Genomic DNA, 17,007 nt, shown 5'->3' on the forward strand with positions numbered 1-17,007 from the left:
GAATTGTTTTGGGAAATAATGGTGATTTTAATTGGGACGAACTGCCAGACTTAAACATTACACCTTTGGTGGATATTATGCTTGTTTTACTTGCAATTCTTATGGTAACAACACCAACCATTGTTTATAAAGAAGATATTGTATTAGCAAAAGGTTCTAAAACACAAAAAGTTATAGACGACCCTATTATAGAGATTAGAATAGATAAAAATAAAAATATCTATATAAAAGATTCTGTATTTTCTTATAAAAATTTTACTGATAGTTTTATTCTATTTTCATCAACTTACAATAAAGACACAGAAGTGAGAATAAGAGCAGACAAAGATATTGTATATGGTGATGTTATATTTGTATTAAAAACTATCAAGGAAGCAGGTTTTTTAAAGGCATCTTTAATAACAAATGGCTAAAACTAATAATGTAGATAATCTATACTTTGCACTTAGTGGCATTTTTGCAGTATTTTTATATATTTTATTGCTTTTTTTTATCGCTTTTATATTAAATAGTAATAACCATATTAAAATATCGATTAACAACCCAAGTAAGATTAGTAGTATAAATGTAAGTTTAGTAGATGAAGTTATTGAGCAAATTCCACAAAATATTCCTAAAAAGCCATCTCCACAAAATACAAATAAAGGTAAAGCTAAAACTAAAGAAAGCGGTTCTAAAACTCCTATTGCAGGATTCGGGGCTAGTGATTTATTTGAAAAAATAGATACGAAAAATCTAAAACCAACAAAAGAGGATTTACCTCTTGCGGATAATAGAGATAAAATTGCATTAAATAAACAAAAAACAGATGATAATGATGCTATAAAAAATGAAAAATTAAATGAGATTCTGCAAAAAACACAAAATATAATGCAAACTTTACAGAATCTAAATGAGAATATCTCAATATCGGATTCTGCTACTAGTAAATTTTGTGATAAATATAGTGATTATTGCAATAAATTAGCAGAATTATTGTATTCAAATTGGAATATTAAAAGTAGTTTTGATACGACATTATCATCAACTGTGATAATTAGAATTAGTAAAGATGGAATTTTTAGCTATACTATCAAAAAAAAATCTGGTAACGACAATTTCGATAATGATTTAGAAGAATCCTTAGAAAAACTTAAAAATACAACATTTCCAACATTAGATGATGTCGATATAGATAGATTAGAAGTAATATTTAGAAATAAAAAAGGAGATTAAATGATAAAAAAGATTCTTGTTTTTTTTATTTTTATCGTTAATGCATTTGCATTTGATGCAACTATTGAGATAATAAAAGATACAACAAAATTGCCAAATATTATGGTGGAGAATCTAAATAGTAATAAAAATAGTGCATTAACTGCTAATAAAATATATAAGATGCTTATAGCAGACCTAAAAGTTAGCGGACACTTCAATGTTTTAGAAAATAATAATGGCAATAATAATATTGATTATGCCACACAAGCAGCAAATAATATAAATTTGGTTGCAAAATTAGAAAGTAGTGTAAGTAAAAATGAAATTATAACAAATCTTGTTGTTTATGATATAAATATCAAACAAGTAGTATTATCCAAGCAATATACCGTAAATCAAGATTCTAGGTATCCTTTTTTGGCACATAAAATGGCTATTGATATAAATAATTATATAAAAGCACCATCGATTGATTGGATGAATAGATTTGTAGTATTTTCAAAATATACAAAACCAGAAGAAAGCCATATTGTGGTTGCAGATTACACTCTTACATTTCAAAATACAATCATTAGAAATGGTTTAAATATTTTTCCAAAATGGGCAAATAGCGAACAAGATAGCATATATTTTACAAAATATCTAGATTCTCCAACTCTCATAAAATACAATATTTATACTGGTAAAATGGAGCAACTTCTATCTAGTGATGGATTACTTATAACCTCCGATGTAAGTTTAGATGGAAGTAAAGTATTACTTAGTATGGCACCTAATGGACAACCAGATATTTACTTATATGATACTAACAAAAAATCTACTCAAAGGCTCACGAATTATAGCGGTATTGATGTTGGTGGAAATTTCATAGATAATGAAAAAGGCATTATGTTTATATCCGATAGAATGGGGTATCCAAATATTTTCTCATTAGATTTATCAACAAAATTAATCAATCAACTTGTATATCACGGAAGAAATAATAGCTCTGCGAGTGCACATAATGAATATATTGTTTATTCAAGTAGAGAAAGTGAAAATGAATTTGGGAATAATTTATTTAACCTTTATTTAATTTCAATAAAAAGTGATTATATAAGACGATTAACTGCAAATGGTGTAAATCAAATGCCAAGATTTTCAAGAGATGGCGGGAGTATTATGTTTATAAAAAATACAGATACAGAAAGCTCACTTGGTATCATTAGATTAAACTATAATAAAAGCTATCTATTTCCTTTAGCAAATGAAAAAATACAAGCGATAGATTGGTAAAAAATTATTGACAATAATATTATAATTTAGCTAGAATATTCACTTAATTCACAAAAAAGAGGAGAAACGAAAAGTGAAAAAAATATTAATCATTGGTTCATTAGTCATAGCTTTTGTAATTGCTGGGTGCTCAGAAAAAGCAGATGTAGAAGTAGATGGAACTACTACACAAGTATCATCAGATGGCACTACTACAACAACTAGCACTAGTGGAGATGGAGTGATGACTGGTTCATCATCAGATTCAGATAACGCAATGGGTGGTAATGTAAGTGGTAATGAATTACATTCAGTATATTTTGCATTTGATAAATTCAATATAGAAGGTGATAGAAATATTCAAACAATTAAAACTAATTCGAAATTAATCACAGATAGCGTTTATGAAGTAAGAGTAGAAGGAAATACCGATGAATGGGGAAGTGATGAATATAATTATGCACTTGGATTAAAAAGAGCCTCTTCTGTTAAAGATGCACTTGTAAATAATGATGTCCCTGTTAATAAAATTAAGCTTGTAAGCTATGGTGAGAGCAAACCTAGATGCACAGAAAAAACAAAAGAATGCTGGAGAGAAAATAGAAGAGTTGATTTTGTTTTAATTCCAAATGCTCAATAATATAGAAAATTTTTATATTTTAAGTTAATATTTGTGAAAGCTATATTAATTTTTATATTATTCTTTAGCCTTGTATGGGCTAAAGAACCATCTGCTTTTGAGCTACAAAATGGTAACACAAAAAAAGAAATACAAAGTATTAAAAATAAGAGTGAACAACAATCCAATAAAATATTTGAATTAGATAATCGTGTTAAACAACTAGAAACTTCTTTAGAGGGTTTAAAAAGTATTTATGAAGGATATGCTTTAAACATAAAAGAAATAAACGATAAGATTAATACAAATGATAATACTAATATTCAAAAAAATGATATTCAAAATCTACAAGAACAAGTGCTAAACAACACAAACAATATACAATTGCTAAAAAATAGTTTAGATAGTATCAATAATGCTATCAACCAAATTCAAGAAATATTATCTGCTGAAATAGAAAAACAAAATGATAATGCTACAAAACCAATTAATACTAATAGGATAAATGACAATAATACTACAAATCCTAAAGTTAGCACAGAATCTATAAAGGATTCTAGCAATATAGATTTTGACAAAGATACAACAAGAAGAGGTGATATTTTTAAAGAAGCTAGAAGCTTAACTTATGCAAAAAAATTCAATGAAGCAATTGCTAGATATAAATGGTTTATTGAAATTGATTATAAAAAAGCAGAATCTAATTATATGTTAGGCAATATCGCATATGAACAAAATCGCTATAATGATGCGATTTATTATTATAAAGAGAGTGCTATTTTAGATGATAAAGCCACCTATATGCCTCGCTTACTTTTAAATAGTGCAAATTCTTTTAGAGTTTTAAAAGACATAGATAATGCAAAAAACTTTTATAATTCATTATTGTCATTATTCCCTAATAGCAATGAGGCAAAAGAAGCAAAAAGTCAATTAGATAAATTAAAATAAAGGAATATTATGAGCAAAATTGAAAAAAATCATCTAGTAGCCATAAACTATACAGTTACAGATAAGAGCAGTGGCGAGATATTAGATTCCAATAAAGACGAAGAGCAACCTTTTACCTTTTTGCTTGGACAAAATCAAGTTATTATAGGTTTAGAAAATGCCTTAATAGGAAAAGCTGTAGGAAGTAATTTTAAAGTTGAAATTAAACCTGAAGATGCATATGGAATAAAAAACCCTGATTTCTTACAAGAAGTGCCAAAAGACCAATTTAGCGGAATTGAATTAGTAAAAGGAATGACACTTTTTGGTCAAAGTGAAGATGGACAAACTATTCAAGTTATTGTTGATGAGATTGGTGAAGATTCTATTATGGTGGATTATAATCACCCACTAGCTGGAAAAACATTATTATTTGATGTAGAAGTATTATCTAGCAAAGAACCAACCCAAGAAGAAATACTAGAATTAACATCTTCATCTTGTGGTTGTGGTCATAGTTCTGGTGAATGCTGTGGTGGCTCTCATCATAAAGATGGTGAAAGTTGCTGTGGCAAACATTAATCAAATATCAATGTTTTAAAATCAATCTACAAAGGTTATTTGATGAAACTTGCTTTTATTTTTCCCGGACAAGGAAGTCAAGCTATTGGAATGGGGAAAGAATTTTATGAGAATTACAGCATTGCAAAAGAATTATTTGATACTGCAAGTGATATATTAAAAATTGATATGAAAAATCTCCTTTTTGAAGATAATGACAATATCAATAAAACACAATTTACACAACCAGCAATCTTATTAGTAAGTTATATATCATATATATTATTTAACAAGCAAAATAAAAGTATGCCTATATTCACTTTAGGACATTCATTAGGCGAGATTACAGCAAATGTAGTGGTTAATGGAATCTCTTTTGAAAATGCGATAAGCCTAGTTTATAAAAGAGGTGAGTTAATGCAAAAAGCTTGTGATGGCTTAGAAGCTGGAATGGCTGTTGTAATGGGGCTAGATGATAATATTTTAGAAGATTTCTGTAAGCAAAAAGAAAATATTTGGTGTGCTAACTATAATAGTGATGGACAAAATGTATTGGCTGGATTAAAAAAAGAGCTATTGAAAGCAGAAAATGAGATAAAAAATCTTGGAGCAAAAAGATTCTTAATGCTTCCTATGTCTGTTGCTAGTCATTGTCCGCTTTTAAATAGTATGTGTGATGAATTTAAAAATATTTTAGATAATGCTTTAGTGGATAATTTTACCTCTGAAGTCATATCAAATGCAACGATGGAATCCTATAAAAGTAAAGCCAAAGCATTAGAACTTCTCACTATGCAGCTTACAAAACCTGTTTTTTACAAACAATCCATTCAAGCAAATCAAGATAGAATCGATTGCTTCATAGAGTTTGGATATGGCAATGTATTAAAAGGCTTAAATAAGCGATTAGGAAGCAAACCGACATATTGTGTTTCAAATATTTCTAGCCTTGAATCTACATTAAATGAGATAAATAAATAGGACAATAATGAAAACAATAGCAATAATTGGTGCAATGCAAGAGGAGATTACTCCGCTTTTGGCATATTTTAAAGACTATGATACAAAAAATATTGGTGGCAATTCATACTATATAGCAAATTACAAAAACTATAAAATCATAATAGCATATAGCAAGATAGGTAAGATTCACGCTGCTTTAACCTGCTCTAGTATGATTTTATGTTTTAATGCTGATTACATTATATTCACAGGCGTTGCGGGTGGATTAAGTAGTGATTTAAAGATTGGAGATATAGTTCTTGCAACCTCACTTTGCCAATATGATGTTGATATTACCGCTTTTGGACATCCACTTGGTTTTATTCCAGAAAGTAGTGTTTATATTAATACGAATAAAATACTAAATGATATAGCAAAACAAGTAGCGAAAGATAAAAATATACCACTCAAAGACGGCATAATCGCATCTGGCGATACCTTTGTATCTAATAGAGATAAAAAACAATGGATTATTGAGAACTTTAATGCTTGTGCTGTAGAAATGGAAGGTGCTAGTATAGCTGTTGTATCAAATTTATTAAATATTCCATTTTGTGTAATTCGCTCTATTAGTGATAGTGCAGATGATAATGCAGATATAAATTTTGATGAATTTCTATCAACTTCTGCTATAAAAAGTGCTTCTTTTGTATTATCTATGGTTGATAAAATTATAAAAATATAGTCATCAATTTTTATCTAATTAAGGGAATAATATTTAAGAAATTTGTGAGGCTATATGCCTCACAAAAGGAGTTAAACAAAGCATGAATAACATATAACAATATTGTTATATGTTTTAATTATAGAATCTTAAATGATTTATAATACCAATTCCTCTACTCTCTTGCCATAAGCTAAGTCGGCTTTTTTGAAATGCTCGATTTGCTTTTTCTTAATCTCTACTGGCACACCTTCCATTGCTCGTTTGATATTTTGGCAAAGCACCTCTTTTTGCGCATCACTCATCAATCGATACAAATCGCCCGGCTGTGTGTAGTAATCATCATCATAATCCCTAAAGTCAAAATGCCCCGCGATGTGTGCGTCATCTTGGATTTTACTTGCATCAAAGTTCGGCTCCTCTACACCACTTTCTTCCTCATAGCCCGGTAACGAACTTGGATTGTAGTTGATAAGTCCGCCGTAGTTGCCATTTTGCATAAAGCCATCTCGGCTTGTGTTGTGATACGGGCATTTTGGCGCATTTACTGGAAGCTGAGTGTGATTTACACCAAGTCTATATCGTTGTGTGTCGCCATAGCTGAAAAGTCGCCCTTGTAGCATTCTATCCGGGCTAAAGCTAATGCCCGGCACGATGTTTGCTGGGTTGAAGGCACTTTGCTCGACTTCTGCGAAGTAGTTTTCCGGATTTTTATTTAGCTCCAAGATTCCCACTTCAATTAGTGGATATTGCTTATGCGACCAAGTTTTAGTCAAGTCAAATGGGTGGAATCCGCAAGTTTTCGCCTCTGCCTCTGGCATAATTTGAATGCAGAATCTCCATTTTGGGAAATTGCCCTTTTCGATATTTTCATATAAATCTCGCTGTGCGGATTCTCGGCATTTACCCACGACTTCGGCTGCTTCCTCGTCTGTGTAGTTTTCGATTCCTTGCATGGATTTAAAGTGGAATTTCACCCAGAATCGCTCATTTTTCGCATTGATAAAGCTATAAGTGTGGCTTCCAAATCCGTGCATTTGGCGGAAATTCTTTGGTAGTCCTCTATCGCTCATCAGGATTGTTACTTGGTGTAAAGATTCAGGGTGCAGGCTCCAAAAGTCCCACGCCGCAGTTGCACTTCGCAAGTTTGTCTTTGGGTCTCGTTTTTGAGTGTGGATAAAATCTGGGAATTTCAACGCATCGCGGATAAAAAATACTGGAGTATTATTACCAACTAAATCCCAATTCCCTTCCTCTGTATAAACCTTTAGGGCGAATCCTCTTACATCTCGCTCCGCGTCTGCTGCACCTCGCTCACCTGCCACGGTTGAAAATCGCAAGAATACTGGAGTTTCCTTGCCGATTTTGTTGAAAACTTTGGCTTTTGTGTATTTCGTAATATCGTGGGTGATAGTTAGCTTACCATATGCCCCACTTCCCTTGGCGTGAACCACACGCTCTGGGATTCTCTCTCTATCGAAATGTGCTAGTTTCTCTAAAAACCACACATTTTGCAATAGCATTGGTCCTCTTGGTCCCATTGTTAGGGAGTTTTGATTATTATCTACCGGGGTTCCCGTCGCTGTCGTCATTTTTAAATTTTTCATAAAAATTCTCCTTTTTCAAAATTGAGATTTGATTATACAACATTAAATATTAAAAATTATTAAAAAATAAAAATTATTATTTAAAAAATATTAAAAACAATACTAATATCTTATGAAAGCGTCGCTAAAATTTAGTAAGATTTTATAATCTAAGCCAATAAAAATTGGACTTAGATTTGATTTTAGCCTACAAGAGCACGATTTGCGTATAATTCACCAAGCTCAAAAGCTTTCTTATTTACATCTGCAACCTTAGCAGGAACTTTTGAAAGCATAGTTTCATAAACAATATCTCTATCAACACATTTAGTAAGTGTAACTGTGATTGCAAGTGCAACAACAGATTGCGTTACGGCATTGCCTACTTCCTCTTTTGCGATAGTTATAATAGGAATCTTGTAGATTCTATATTTTTCATAATCCTCTTTTGCAGGATTTACTAGATTACTTTCAACTACAACTATTGCATTGTCTTTCAAATCAACCTTGAATTGATTGTAGCTGATTTGTGCCGTTGAAAGCATAAAATCGATTGATTGTGCATATGGATATAGAATCTCATTATTATCAAGTAAAATATCAACCTTAGTAGGACCGCCACGAACTTGGCTCGTATAAGTCGCTGCTTTCACTCCATAGCCTTTATCCTTGATTTTCGCTTCTGCTAGAATCTCCCCAGCTAATAAAACACCCTGTCCCCCAACACCTGTAAAGCGAAGCTCTGTCATTTCTTGCCTCCTTTAGCCTTTGCTACAACTTTATTAAAATACGCATTGCAATATTCTTCTTTGCTTGTGTCATTTTTTAAGATTCCAGTTACAAATTTATTTTCTTGTTCTTCTGGGCTTAGTTTTTCATACTCCATCTTAGAAACCAATCTAGAATCTATCCAATTAAGCATATCTACAGCCTCAATCATCTTATTTTTTCTACCTAAATTAACATGACAATTACTATGAATATCAAAAAAGCTAAATCCTTCGTGCTTAAAACCGGAAGCAAGGATGCTCTCTAATTTCTGTGGTTTTGTAACACCACCTCTAGCCACAAACGAAGCCCCCGCAGCATCTGCCAATTTACAAGGGTCAAATGTGTAATCAATATTTCCATATTGTGCAGTAACCGTCCAAAAATCCCTAGGCGTAGTTGGTGAAGTTTGAGAGTTTGTCAAACCATAAATAAAATTATTAATTAAAATAAAATTTATATCAATATTTCGTCTACAGGCGTGAATTGTATGATTTCCACCGATTGCCATTCCATCACCATCACCAGAAATAACAATAACATGTTTTTTTGGATTTGTTAGCTTGATACCTGTGGCATATGCCAAAGTCCGCCCGTGTGTGGTGTGAACGGTATTACAATTCAAATATGATGAGAATCTCCCGCTACAGCCAATCCCACTTACAACGCAAACATCATTCATATCCCAACCAATATTTTCTATTGCTCTAATAACAGTTTTTAAGATTACTCCATCACCACAACCCCAACACCAAAGTGTAGGCATTTTATCCATTCTTAGATATGTATCATAATTATATGCCATTTTACAACCCTTTTACTTCATTTATAATTTCATTAGGAGAGATAGCTCTACCATTTGCTTTTCCATAAAATTTGACCTCTTTTTTCATTATTCGTTCAATTTCTTTTACATATTGACCTAAATTCAATTCAACTACCAGAATCTTTTTAAATCTAGCTCCAATTTCTGCTATCTTTTTTTCTGGAGATGGCCAAATTGTAATAGGTCTAAAAAGTCCAATTTTTATATTATTTTTTCGTAATTCATTTATCGCCTCTTTTGCAGATAATGAAGCAGAGCCATAGGCAATAAGTAGAATCTCTGCATCTTCAAGCATATATTCTTCATATTCTTCAATCTTAGAAGCTTTTGAATTTATTTTATTAAATAATCTAGCAATTAATTCACTACTTAATTTTTCATCTTCTGTTGGGAATCCTGTATATCCGTGAGTAAGCCCTGTAATGTGATATTTATATCCGGTAAAAAATGGATTTAAAATCGCACTTTCATCATTTGGAACTTGATATGGCTTATAATCTTTTGGGTCGCCATCGAATTTTCGTCTACTTATAAGGCTTTTTTGCACCTCATCGAGTTCTGGTAAAAAAGCTTTTCCATGCATATGTCCCAATGTTTCATCAAGCAATAAAAAAACAGGGGTCATTAACTCTTCTGCTAGATTAAATGCCCTAATAGTTTGTGTATAAGTCTCACTTAAACTTCCCGGGCAAAGTGCAATAGAACAATAATCACCATGTGTTGGAGATTTAGCTTGATTTATATCACCTTGTGATACTCTCGTAGGAAGCCCTGTTGATGGACCACCACGCATAACATTAACAATAACCAATGGAATTTCTGCCATAAAAGCATATCCAATCTGCTCTGCTTTCAATGAAATGCCGGGACCAGAACTAGCTGTTAGTGATTTTGCTCCGCCCATTGAAGCACCAATAGCTACAGAAATACCAGCTATTTCATCTTCCATTTGTATAAAAACACCATCATTTTTTGGTAAAAGAACACTCATAGTGTGTGCAACTTCACTTGATGGAGTTATTGGATATCCGCCAAAAAACTTACAACCAGCATCAATAGCTGCAATTGCTACTAATTCATTTCCCTCTGAAACAATATCTCTCATATCTATTTTCCTTATAATACCATATATTTATTTTCTTTGATTTTTGCCGCCATTTCCTTTGCCTCTTTAGTAAGTTTTGCGAATTTAAATTCTTTCCTATCTGCCACATGTATGGCAAAATCTGGACAAGATAGCTCACAATTATTACAACCTATACAACTATTTGGGTTTATAATATCAATAATCTTGCCATTTATAGAGCTTTTATCAAATCTCATAGCAAGAGTTCCACTTGGACATACATCAACACAAATATCACAAGCCTTACATCTATCATAATCAACCCACACAGGAACATTTACTGGTGTCTGCAAACTGCTCATTTTTACTCCTTAATTGACTAACCTTTGTTTTATATAAATTATACAACTTAATTGTAATTACTAATAAAGAATTTTTATCCATTCCAAACATTTTTTTGCAGTATTTTTAAAAAAATTGTAACATTTTTGCATAGAGTAATGATTAATTAAATTATTAATATAGCCTATAGTATTATGAAATAGGCTATTTAATATTTTCTAAATGTTTTTCGTAGTTATTTGAAAAGCTATGAGTTCCTGAAGAATTTTTTACAAAATATAAATAATCAACTTTTGCAGGGCGAATCGTAGCAATAATAGCATCCATACTAGCACTTCCTACTGGATAGGGCGGAATCCCTTTATATTTGTAGGTATTATAAACGCTTTTATCATTTCTAATTCTTTGTGGAGTAATTTTTTGATGAGAATATTCACCATAATTAAGAGAGCCGTCCATTTGAAGTGGCATTTTTAGTTTTAATCGATTGTATATTACAGCCGCAATAATTGGCATTTCAGCGATATTTGCAGCTTCTTTTTGCACAATTGAAGCAATTGTTACATAATTAAACCATTGTTTTTCATCATATCGCCCGAGAATCTTAATTGCATTCTTTTTGTGCTGTTTCATCGACTGCCCGATTAAATAACCCATCAAATATCTAGGACCTATATCTATTGGAACTTTATAAGTATCTGGATAAATCACACCATCTGGATAAGAAGTATTTTCATAATATGCATCCCAAAGTTCCTGTTTATCTAATCCTAAGGTAGCGCTAATATCTTCTATGAAAAAATACATAGTTTCACCCGGAATTAGCTTTAATTCCTTTAATGCAGCTTTAGAATTTGTAAGCTGATATAAAAAACTACCTTTCGAGGTTTCTTGATTTATTGCATTTGTAGGATGAATCTCTATCCAACCACTTTGAGGAGAACCAATGAAACGCAATAAAAATAAATCTAATTTATTAACATCTAAATTATTTTTTTCTAAATGTGTTATAATTCCGCCAATACTCCCTTTTGGAACATTAATAACACTGGGATAAGAAGCACTCAAACTTAAATAATAGAAAATAGATATGATAAAAAATAAGGCTACATTTAGAAAAACATATAGCAAAATTGCCGTTCTACTCATTATTATTCTACTTTTTTTATTGATTTTTAAAACCCTAAGCGATGGCATTAGAATAAATAGTTTATCCATTGCAGGAATTAAGATTGACGGATTATATCTAAAATTAGACAAAAAGTTAGTATTAGATATTGATAATATAGACTTAGGAGTAATACAAATAGCCAAAGATTCTGCCCCTCCAAGTATAGCAGATATAGCAAATATTGTGCGAAGGGCTATTTGGGTAACTTCATTTTTTGAGCATTTGGATATATCAAATATACAATATGCAAATGAAAGCTCATCAATCTACTTCGATGGAAATCAATATAAAATAAATATCCCATATGTCCTAGCGGCTTTCAAATTAAAAAATGATGGTGATGATATATTTTTAGATATTGACACACTTAAGGTCAAAAAAGAGGAATTAGACATAAAAGGCAGAATCTTATATCTCAAAAAGGGCAATATCTTTGCATTTGACCTAGAAAGCTATATAAACAATCGATTGGACAATACAATAACATTTCAAGGACAAACTGATTTCAAACATCTAAATATTGTATTAGATTCTACAATGTTAAATTCTATCGATGTTTTAGCACCTTATATTAAGGTATTGGATACTAATGTTTATGAATGGATTTACAAAAAAGCTAAATTTGATAGTGTAACGATAAATCGTGCATACCTAGATATAAAAAATATACAATCAAATGATATTGGGAAAAAAATTATAGATAATCTATATGCAAGCGGATTAGTCGAAAATGTAAGTTTAAAAATAGAAGATGAGCTATCCCCAATAGTAACAAAACAAGTCGCTATAATATTCGATAAAGGGAAATTGAGTTTTAAAACACATAATGCTTCTTATGATGGAGTTATAGTAGATAGCGGACAAGTAGATATTTCTAATTTCGTAGAAAAACAACTATTATTAGAGCTAAATCTTACCGCAAAACACGCCATATTAGATGAAAGAATACTTGGAATCTTAAATTATTATGGGATAAATATTCCCGTAACGCAAAAAGATGGTTTTGGAGATGGTTTTATTAATCTTGATATTTTATTGCCAACGCATGAATTGGGAGTAGTAGTTAAACCAAATGGATTCTTCAAAGTTGTAGATTCCAATATAAAAGTTAGCGGGGTGGATTTATTTGTAAAAGATGCAAATATCTATATAGAAGAAGATTCTGTGTTGATAGTGGATTCGTATGCACGATTTAAGGATATTTTAGATACAAAAGTAGATATTATGGTTGATACACTAAATAAAAAAATCGATTTAGTGGCAAATCCTAGTTATTTTAAATTAAGCGATGAAAAAACAGCAGATATATTAGATTTTAGCAATCAAACGATAAATGCCAAAATGGATTTTAGTGGTGATGATTTTTTAGTTGATTTTGCAAACTATGATATACATATCAAAGCAAATGATTCTATTAATGTAGATATTAATAATATAAGCAAGATTCTCCCATATTCGCCAATCTTAAAACTACTTGATATAAATAGTGGTAATATAAAATTAAGCATAAAAGATATTGAAAACATCAATCTAAGAGCAACTATAGAGAATCTAAATTATCCAATTTATAGATTAGATGGAAGTAAGATTACTGCTATAAATATTAATGGAAGCATCACAAAAGATACCATTTCATTAAATGATTCAAATCACCAAATAGAATCTTCAATAGATATAAATAGCGGAGATATAGAGCTAAAAGCACATAATGTAGCGGTGGATATAAATGAGATATTAGATTCTAAGATTCCAATATTTGCAAATATGACAAATGATAGTAATGACAATGAAACAAAATCATATACAAATATATTGATAAATGGCACTAATATCATAATAAAGCTTTTTGGTTACAACATACATTTAGATGACGGAATGCTAAAAACCACACAAAATGGATTTATTAGCAATGGTAAAAATAAAAATGGCATAGCAAATCTCATTTTAGATAATGGCGTAATGGATATTGATGCAAATAATTTTAATGATGAATTTGTAAATAAAATGTTTAACAACGAGATTGTTGCAGGAGGGACATTTGGACTAGTTGGAATCTACAAAGATAGTAAATTCTTAGGCGATATAACTATGGCAAATACTAGCATAAAAAATATGGCTTCGTTGCAAAATATGCTTTCATTTATTGATGCGATACCTTCACTTGTGGTTTTTAAGCTTCCGGGATTTAGCACAAGTGGATATGAAGTAGATAATGCAACAATTCGCATAGGAATAAATAATGAATTTATTGCATTAGAAAATATCAATATAAATGGTAGCTCAGTTGATATTGACGGTGAGGGCGTTATCGACCTAAAAACAAAGGAATTGAATATTGATTTAAGCTTATCAACAATGAAGAGTTTAAGTTCTATTTTAAATAAGATTCCCATAATAGGATATGTTTTACTTGGAGATGATGGAAAAATCACAACAGAAGTTAAAGTTTCAGGGAAAATTGAAGACCCAAAAATGGAATTATCATTATTAGAAGATACAGCAAAAGCACCTGTAAATATTATAAAACGGATATTTTCACCATTTCAATTACTCGTAGATGAGCTAAAAAAAGAAAGTGAAGAAAAGGGAAATCGCTAAAATAAATCTTAATCTTTGATTAAATCATTAAATCTCAAGGATTCTATCTTAAATAATCATTTGATAAATAAGCAGCAATTTGCCCAAATGCTATTCCACCATCATTTGGCGGAATCTTATCGTGCATATAATAGATTATTTTTCTTTTATTAAGCTCACAAATGAGCCTATCACAAAGAATCTTATTTTGAAAAACGCCACCACTAAAAACCACTATAGCATTTTCTCTAACTATTACATCTACTACTATTGCAACTAGTGTATTAATAAACTTTGATGCTATTTTCACTTTTTCCCCATATTTATAATCTTGTAGAATCTCCCTAAACATAGAATCTAAAATAATCTCATTATGGATTATTTCATATTTATAAGATTCTGTGATATTTTTATCATATAAAGATTCTATAATCATTCCACTCTCGCCCTCATAACTCTGCTTTTCTACACCACAAAAAAATGCGACAAAATCAAAGATTCTGCCCACTGATGATGTTAAAAAACAATTTAGATTCTGCTTATAGATTTGATAATAAATATTGATATTTTCTATTGGTAACTCATCTAATATCTTATTTCCAAAAATACTAAAAAGAATGCCAGCTACTATTTTTTTATTATCTCTTATATAGTTATTATCACCTATAATAGGGAAATATTTAAAATGCAAGATTCTTTTTAGTGTATTTTTTTCTTTTATAAAAAATACACCGCCCCAAATATTATTATCTTCTCCAAAGCCCGTTCCATCAAAAATAATGCCTAAGATTCTATCTTTTTTATAAATATTATTATCAAATAAAACGCTATAGAAATGTGCTCTGTGATGGTAGATTCTAAAAAGTTTGGCATTAAATTTAGAGCTAAGAGACAAAGCGATTTTACTAGATTGATACTGCGAATGTGCATCACAAAGTATAATTGCTGGTTTGAGTTTATAAATATCCAAAAAAAGATTAATTGTTTGTTGAAATAAATTTATAGAATCTACGCTCTCCAAATCACCGATAAATGGCGATATAATCACAAAATTTTTATAAAATATGGCAATTTGGTTTTTTTGATTTGCACCAAGTGCTAAAATAACGCTAGAAGTATAAAAATCAATTTTAACACTAAGCGGATAATATCCTCTAGCTGCTCGTAGTAAGATTCGCTTTTTATTTTCTAAAATAATATTCACACTATCATCAATTGGATTTATAATATCTCTATTGTAATCAACCAAATAATCAAAAACATTGGCAATCTTTTTAAAAGCTTCATCTTTTGTGGTAACCAAAGGCTCTCCTGAGAGATTAGCAGAAGTAAATATTAATGGTTTTTTTTGATTTCTAAAAAGCAGTTTATGCAATGGACTATAAGCGATAATAACGCCTATCGTGTCTAAGTTTGGTGCTAGATTTGATGGAAATGTTATTTTTGGATTTTTGAGTAATAGAATGGGGGAGATTGGATTATTTAGGGTTTTTTCTTCCATATCACTTATATGAAAATACCGCTTCAAATGTGCTAAATCTCGAAACATAATCGCAAAAGGTTTGCTTGGGCGATTTTTTAGTATTCTTAATCTATCTATAACATTAAAATCAATCTTGCAAACAAAATTAAATCCACCAATACCTTTAATAGCCAGAATCTTATTTTTATAAATGAGATTCTGGGCTTGTTTAATAACACAAATATTTCTATCTTTTGGAGATTCTACATTTGGTATTTTTTTAGATTTATTACTAGAATCTAGATTCTCATTACAATCCTTAGCATTTTTATCAAATATACTTAAGCTAATACCGCATTTATGGCAAGAATTAGGCTGTGCGTGGAATCTCCTATCCATAGTATTATTATATTCATTATTGCAAATCTCACACATTACAAAATTGCTCATTGCTGTATTTTTTCTATCATAGGGAAGAGATTTTATTATGCTATATCTAGGACCACAATTAATGCAATTTATAAAGGCATAAAGATGCCTTCTATTTGAAGTGGAGTTGAACTCTCTTAAACAATCATTGCAAATCGCCAAATCTTGCGGAATAGCAGAATATATTAGATTTCCAATCTCTAATGTGCTTTTTTTGATAGTAAAATCTTTGTAGATGATTTTTGATTTTATTTTTTTTATAAATATATTACTAATAATTGCATTTTGTGGGATTCTCAATGGAATGGCTTTAATAAAATATGTAATATTTTTCTCTAATTTATCTTGGATTACTATCTCAACACCACTTCCCACATTTTTCACATAGCCTTTTAGGGCAAATTCATTAGCTAGATTATATATAAATGGGCGAAATCCCACACCTTGAACTATTCCATATATATTTATTTTACAAGTTTGCAAAAATATTCCTTAAAATAATTAAAATTATAAACTCCTTTTAAGCTTATCTTGCTTAAGATATTACGATATT

General features: G+C 30.5%; 16 protein-coding genes. 9 read left to right on the plus strand and 7 right to left on the minus strand.

Going from position 1 to position 17,007, the window contains the following annotated elements; genetic code table 11:
- The first annotated feature begins 8 nt into the window (after positions 1-8).
- The 8 genes from CCY99_RS05215 (at position 9) to CCY99_RS05250 (ending at position 6,248) form a co-directional block, all read left to right on the plus strand.
- Entirely contained in the window at positions 9-413 is a 405-nt protein-coding gene (locus tag CCY99_RS05215; RefSeq protein WP_258443537.1) for a biopolymer transporter ExbD, read from the plus strand.
- Positions 406-1,215, plus strand: coding sequence for an energy transducer TonB (locus CCY99_RS05220; protein ID WP_112060355.1), 810 nt, complete (start codon positions 406-408; stop codon positions 1,213-1,215). The genes CCY99_RS05215 and CCY99_RS05220 overlap by 8 nt, the downstream gene beginning before the upstream one ends.
- The gene (gene tolB / locus CCY99_RS05225; RefSeq protein ID WP_112060356.1) at positions 1,216-2,472 is read left to right on the plus strand and encodes a Tol-Pal system protein TolB; all 1,257 of its coding nucleotides are present in this window, start codon (positions 1,216-1,218) and stop codon (positions 2,470-2,472) included.
- Between the two features lie 73 nt (positions 2,473-2,545).
- Positions 2,546-3,091 carry an OmpA family protein gene (locus CCY99_RS05230; protein WP_112060357.1) on the plus strand — a complete coding sequence of 182 codons (546 nt, stop codon included), beginning with the start codon at positions 2,546-2,548 and terminating at the stop codon, positions 3,089-3,091.
- A gap of 33 nt (positions 3,092-3,124) precedes the next feature.
- On the plus strand, positions 3,125-4,021 hold the full coding sequence (locus CCY99_RS05235; RefSeq protein ID WP_181646851.1) for a tetratricopeptide repeat protein: 897 nt from the start codon (positions 3,125-3,127) through the stop codon (positions 4,019-4,021).
- A 9-nt stretch (positions 4,022-4,030) separates the two neighbouring features.
- Positions 4,031-4,582, plus strand: coding sequence for a peptidylprolyl isomerase (locus CCY99_RS05240; RefSeq protein WP_112060359.1), 552 nt, complete (start codon positions 4,031-4,033; stop codon positions 4,580-4,582).
- 42 nt (positions 4,583-4,624) lie between these two features.
- Positions 4,625-5,542 (plus strand): ACP S-malonyltransferase, encoded by a 918-nt coding sequence (fabD, locus tag CCY99_RS05245; protein ID WP_112060360.1) that lies wholly within the window; start codon positions 4,625-4,627, stop codon positions 5,540-5,542.
- Between the two features lie 7 nt (positions 5,543-5,549).
- Positions 5,550-6,248 carry a 5'-methylthioadenosine/adenosylhomocysteine nucleosidase gene (locus CCY99_RS05250; protein ID WP_112060361.1) on the plus strand — a complete coding sequence of 233 codons (699 nt, stop codon included), beginning with the start codon at positions 5,550-5,552 and terminating at the stop codon, positions 6,246-6,248.
- Positions 6,249-6,385: 137 nt separating this feature from the next.
- On the opposite strand, the gene CCY99_RS05255 is transcribed toward CCY99_RS05250, so the two are convergent.
- From CCY99_RS05255 to mltG, 6 genes are all read right to left on the minus strand, one after another.
- Positions 6,386-7,834 (minus strand): catalase, encoded by a 1,449-nt coding sequence (locus CCY99_RS05255; protein ID WP_112060362.1) that lies wholly within the window; start codon positions 7,832-7,834, stop codon positions 6,386-6,388.
- A gap of 182 nt (positions 7,835-8,016) precedes the next feature.
- On the minus strand, positions 8,017-8,562 hold the full coding sequence (locus CCY99_RS05260) for a 2-oxoacid:acceptor oxidoreductase family protein (protein ID WP_112060363.1): 546 nt from the start codon (positions 8,560-8,562) through the stop codon (positions 8,017-8,019).
- On the minus strand, positions 8,559-9,386 hold the full coding sequence (locus CCY99_RS05265) for a 2-oxoglutarate ferredoxin oxidoreductase subunit beta (RefSeq protein ID WP_112060364.1): 828 nt from the start codon (positions 9,384-9,386) through the stop codon (positions 8,559-8,561). Before CCY99_RS05265 ends, CCY99_RS05260 begins: the two co-directional genes overlap by 4 nt.
- A 1-nt stretch (position 9,387) precedes the next feature.
- The gene (locus CCY99_RS05270; protein WP_112060365.1) at positions 9,388-10,512 is read right to left on the minus strand and encodes a 2-oxoglutarate synthase subunit alpha; all 1,125 of its coding nucleotides are present in this window, start codon (positions 10,510-10,512) and stop codon (positions 9,388-9,390) included.
- A gap of 11 nt (positions 10,513-10,523) precedes the next feature.
- Positions 10,524-10,835: a 4Fe-4S binding protein gene (locus tag CCY99_RS05275; protein WP_112060366.1), complete on the minus strand. Its 312-nt coding sequence runs from the start codon at positions 10,833-10,835 to the stop codon at positions 10,524-10,526.
- Between the two features lie 184 nt (positions 10,836-11,019).
- Complete coding sequence (gene mltG, locus CCY99_RS05280; protein WP_112060367.1) at positions 11,020-11,964, minus strand: endolytic transglycosylase MltG; 945 nt, start codon at positions 11,962-11,964, stop codon at positions 11,020-11,022.
- Between mltG and CCY99_RS05285 the strand changes: the two genes are divergently transcribed.
- Positions 11,906-14,584: an AsmA-like C-terminal domain-containing protein gene (locus tag CCY99_RS05285; protein WP_112060368.1), complete on the plus strand. Its 2,679-nt coding sequence runs from the start codon at positions 11,906-11,908 to the stop codon at positions 14,582-14,584. The two genes, mltG and CCY99_RS05285, sit on opposite strands and share 59 nt — an antisense overlap.
- A 43-nt stretch (positions 14,585-14,627) precedes the next feature.
- Here the strand turns inward: CCY99_RS05285 and hypF are convergent, their stop codons facing one another.
- A complete protein-coding gene (hypF, locus tag CCY99_RS05290; protein WP_181646852.1) occupies positions 14,628-16,937 on the minus strand; it encodes a carbamoyltransferase HypF in 2,310 nt (769 codons plus the stop codon).
- Between the last annotated feature and the right edge of the window lie 70 nt (positions 16,938-17,007).

It is taken from the genome of Helicobacter sp. 16-1353 (assembly GCF_003288815.1).
Lineage (GTDB): Bacteria > Campylobacterota > Campylobacteria > Campylobacterales > Helicobacteraceae > NHYM01.

Coding starts and splice junctions, on each gene's coding strand:
- fabD (WP_112060360.1), top strand. CDS start 4,625: ATGAAACTTGCTTTTATTTTTCCCGGACAAGGAAGTCAAGCTATTGGA.
- CCY99_RS05220 (WP_112060355.1), top strand. CDS start 406: ATGGCTAAAACTAATAATGTAGATAATCTATACTTTGCACTTAGTGGC.
- CCY99_RS05240 (WP_112060359.1), top strand. CDS start 4,031: ATGAGCAAAATTGAAAAAAATCATCTAGTAGCCATAAACTATACAGTT.
- CCY99_RS05285 (WP_112060368.1), top strand. CDS start 11,906: ATGATAAAAAATAAGGCTACATTTAGAAAAACATATAGCAAAATTGCC.
- CCY99_RS05255 (WP_112060362.1), bottom strand. CDS start 7,834: ATGAAAAATTTAAAAATGACGACAGCGACGGGAACCCCGGTAGATAAT.
- CCY99_RS05260 (WP_112060363.1), bottom strand. CDS start 8,562: ATGACAGAGCTTCGCTTTACAGGTGTTGGGGGACAGGGTGTTTTATTA.
- CCY99_RS05275 (WP_112060366.1), bottom strand. CDS start 10,835: ATGAGCAGTTTGCAGACACCAGTAAATGTTCCTGTGTGGGTTGATTAT.
- mltG (WP_112060367.1), bottom strand. CDS start 11,964: ATGAGTAGAACGGCAATTTTGCTATATGTTTTTCTAAATGTAGCCTTA.
- tolB (WP_112060356.1), top strand. CDS start 1,216: ATGATAAAAAAGATTCTTGTTTTTTTTATTTTTATCGTTAATGCATTT.
- CCY99_RS05270 (WP_112060365.1), bottom strand. CDS start 10,512: ATGAGAGATATTGTTTCAGAGGGAAATGAATTAGTAGCAATTGCAGCT.
- CCY99_RS05250 (WP_112060361.1), top strand. CDS start 5,550: ATGAAAACAATAGCAATAATTGGTGCAATGCAAGAGGAGATTACTCCG.
- CCY99_RS05265 (WP_112060364.1), bottom strand. CDS start 9,386: ATGGCATATAATTATGATACATATCTAAGAATGGATAAAATGCCTACA.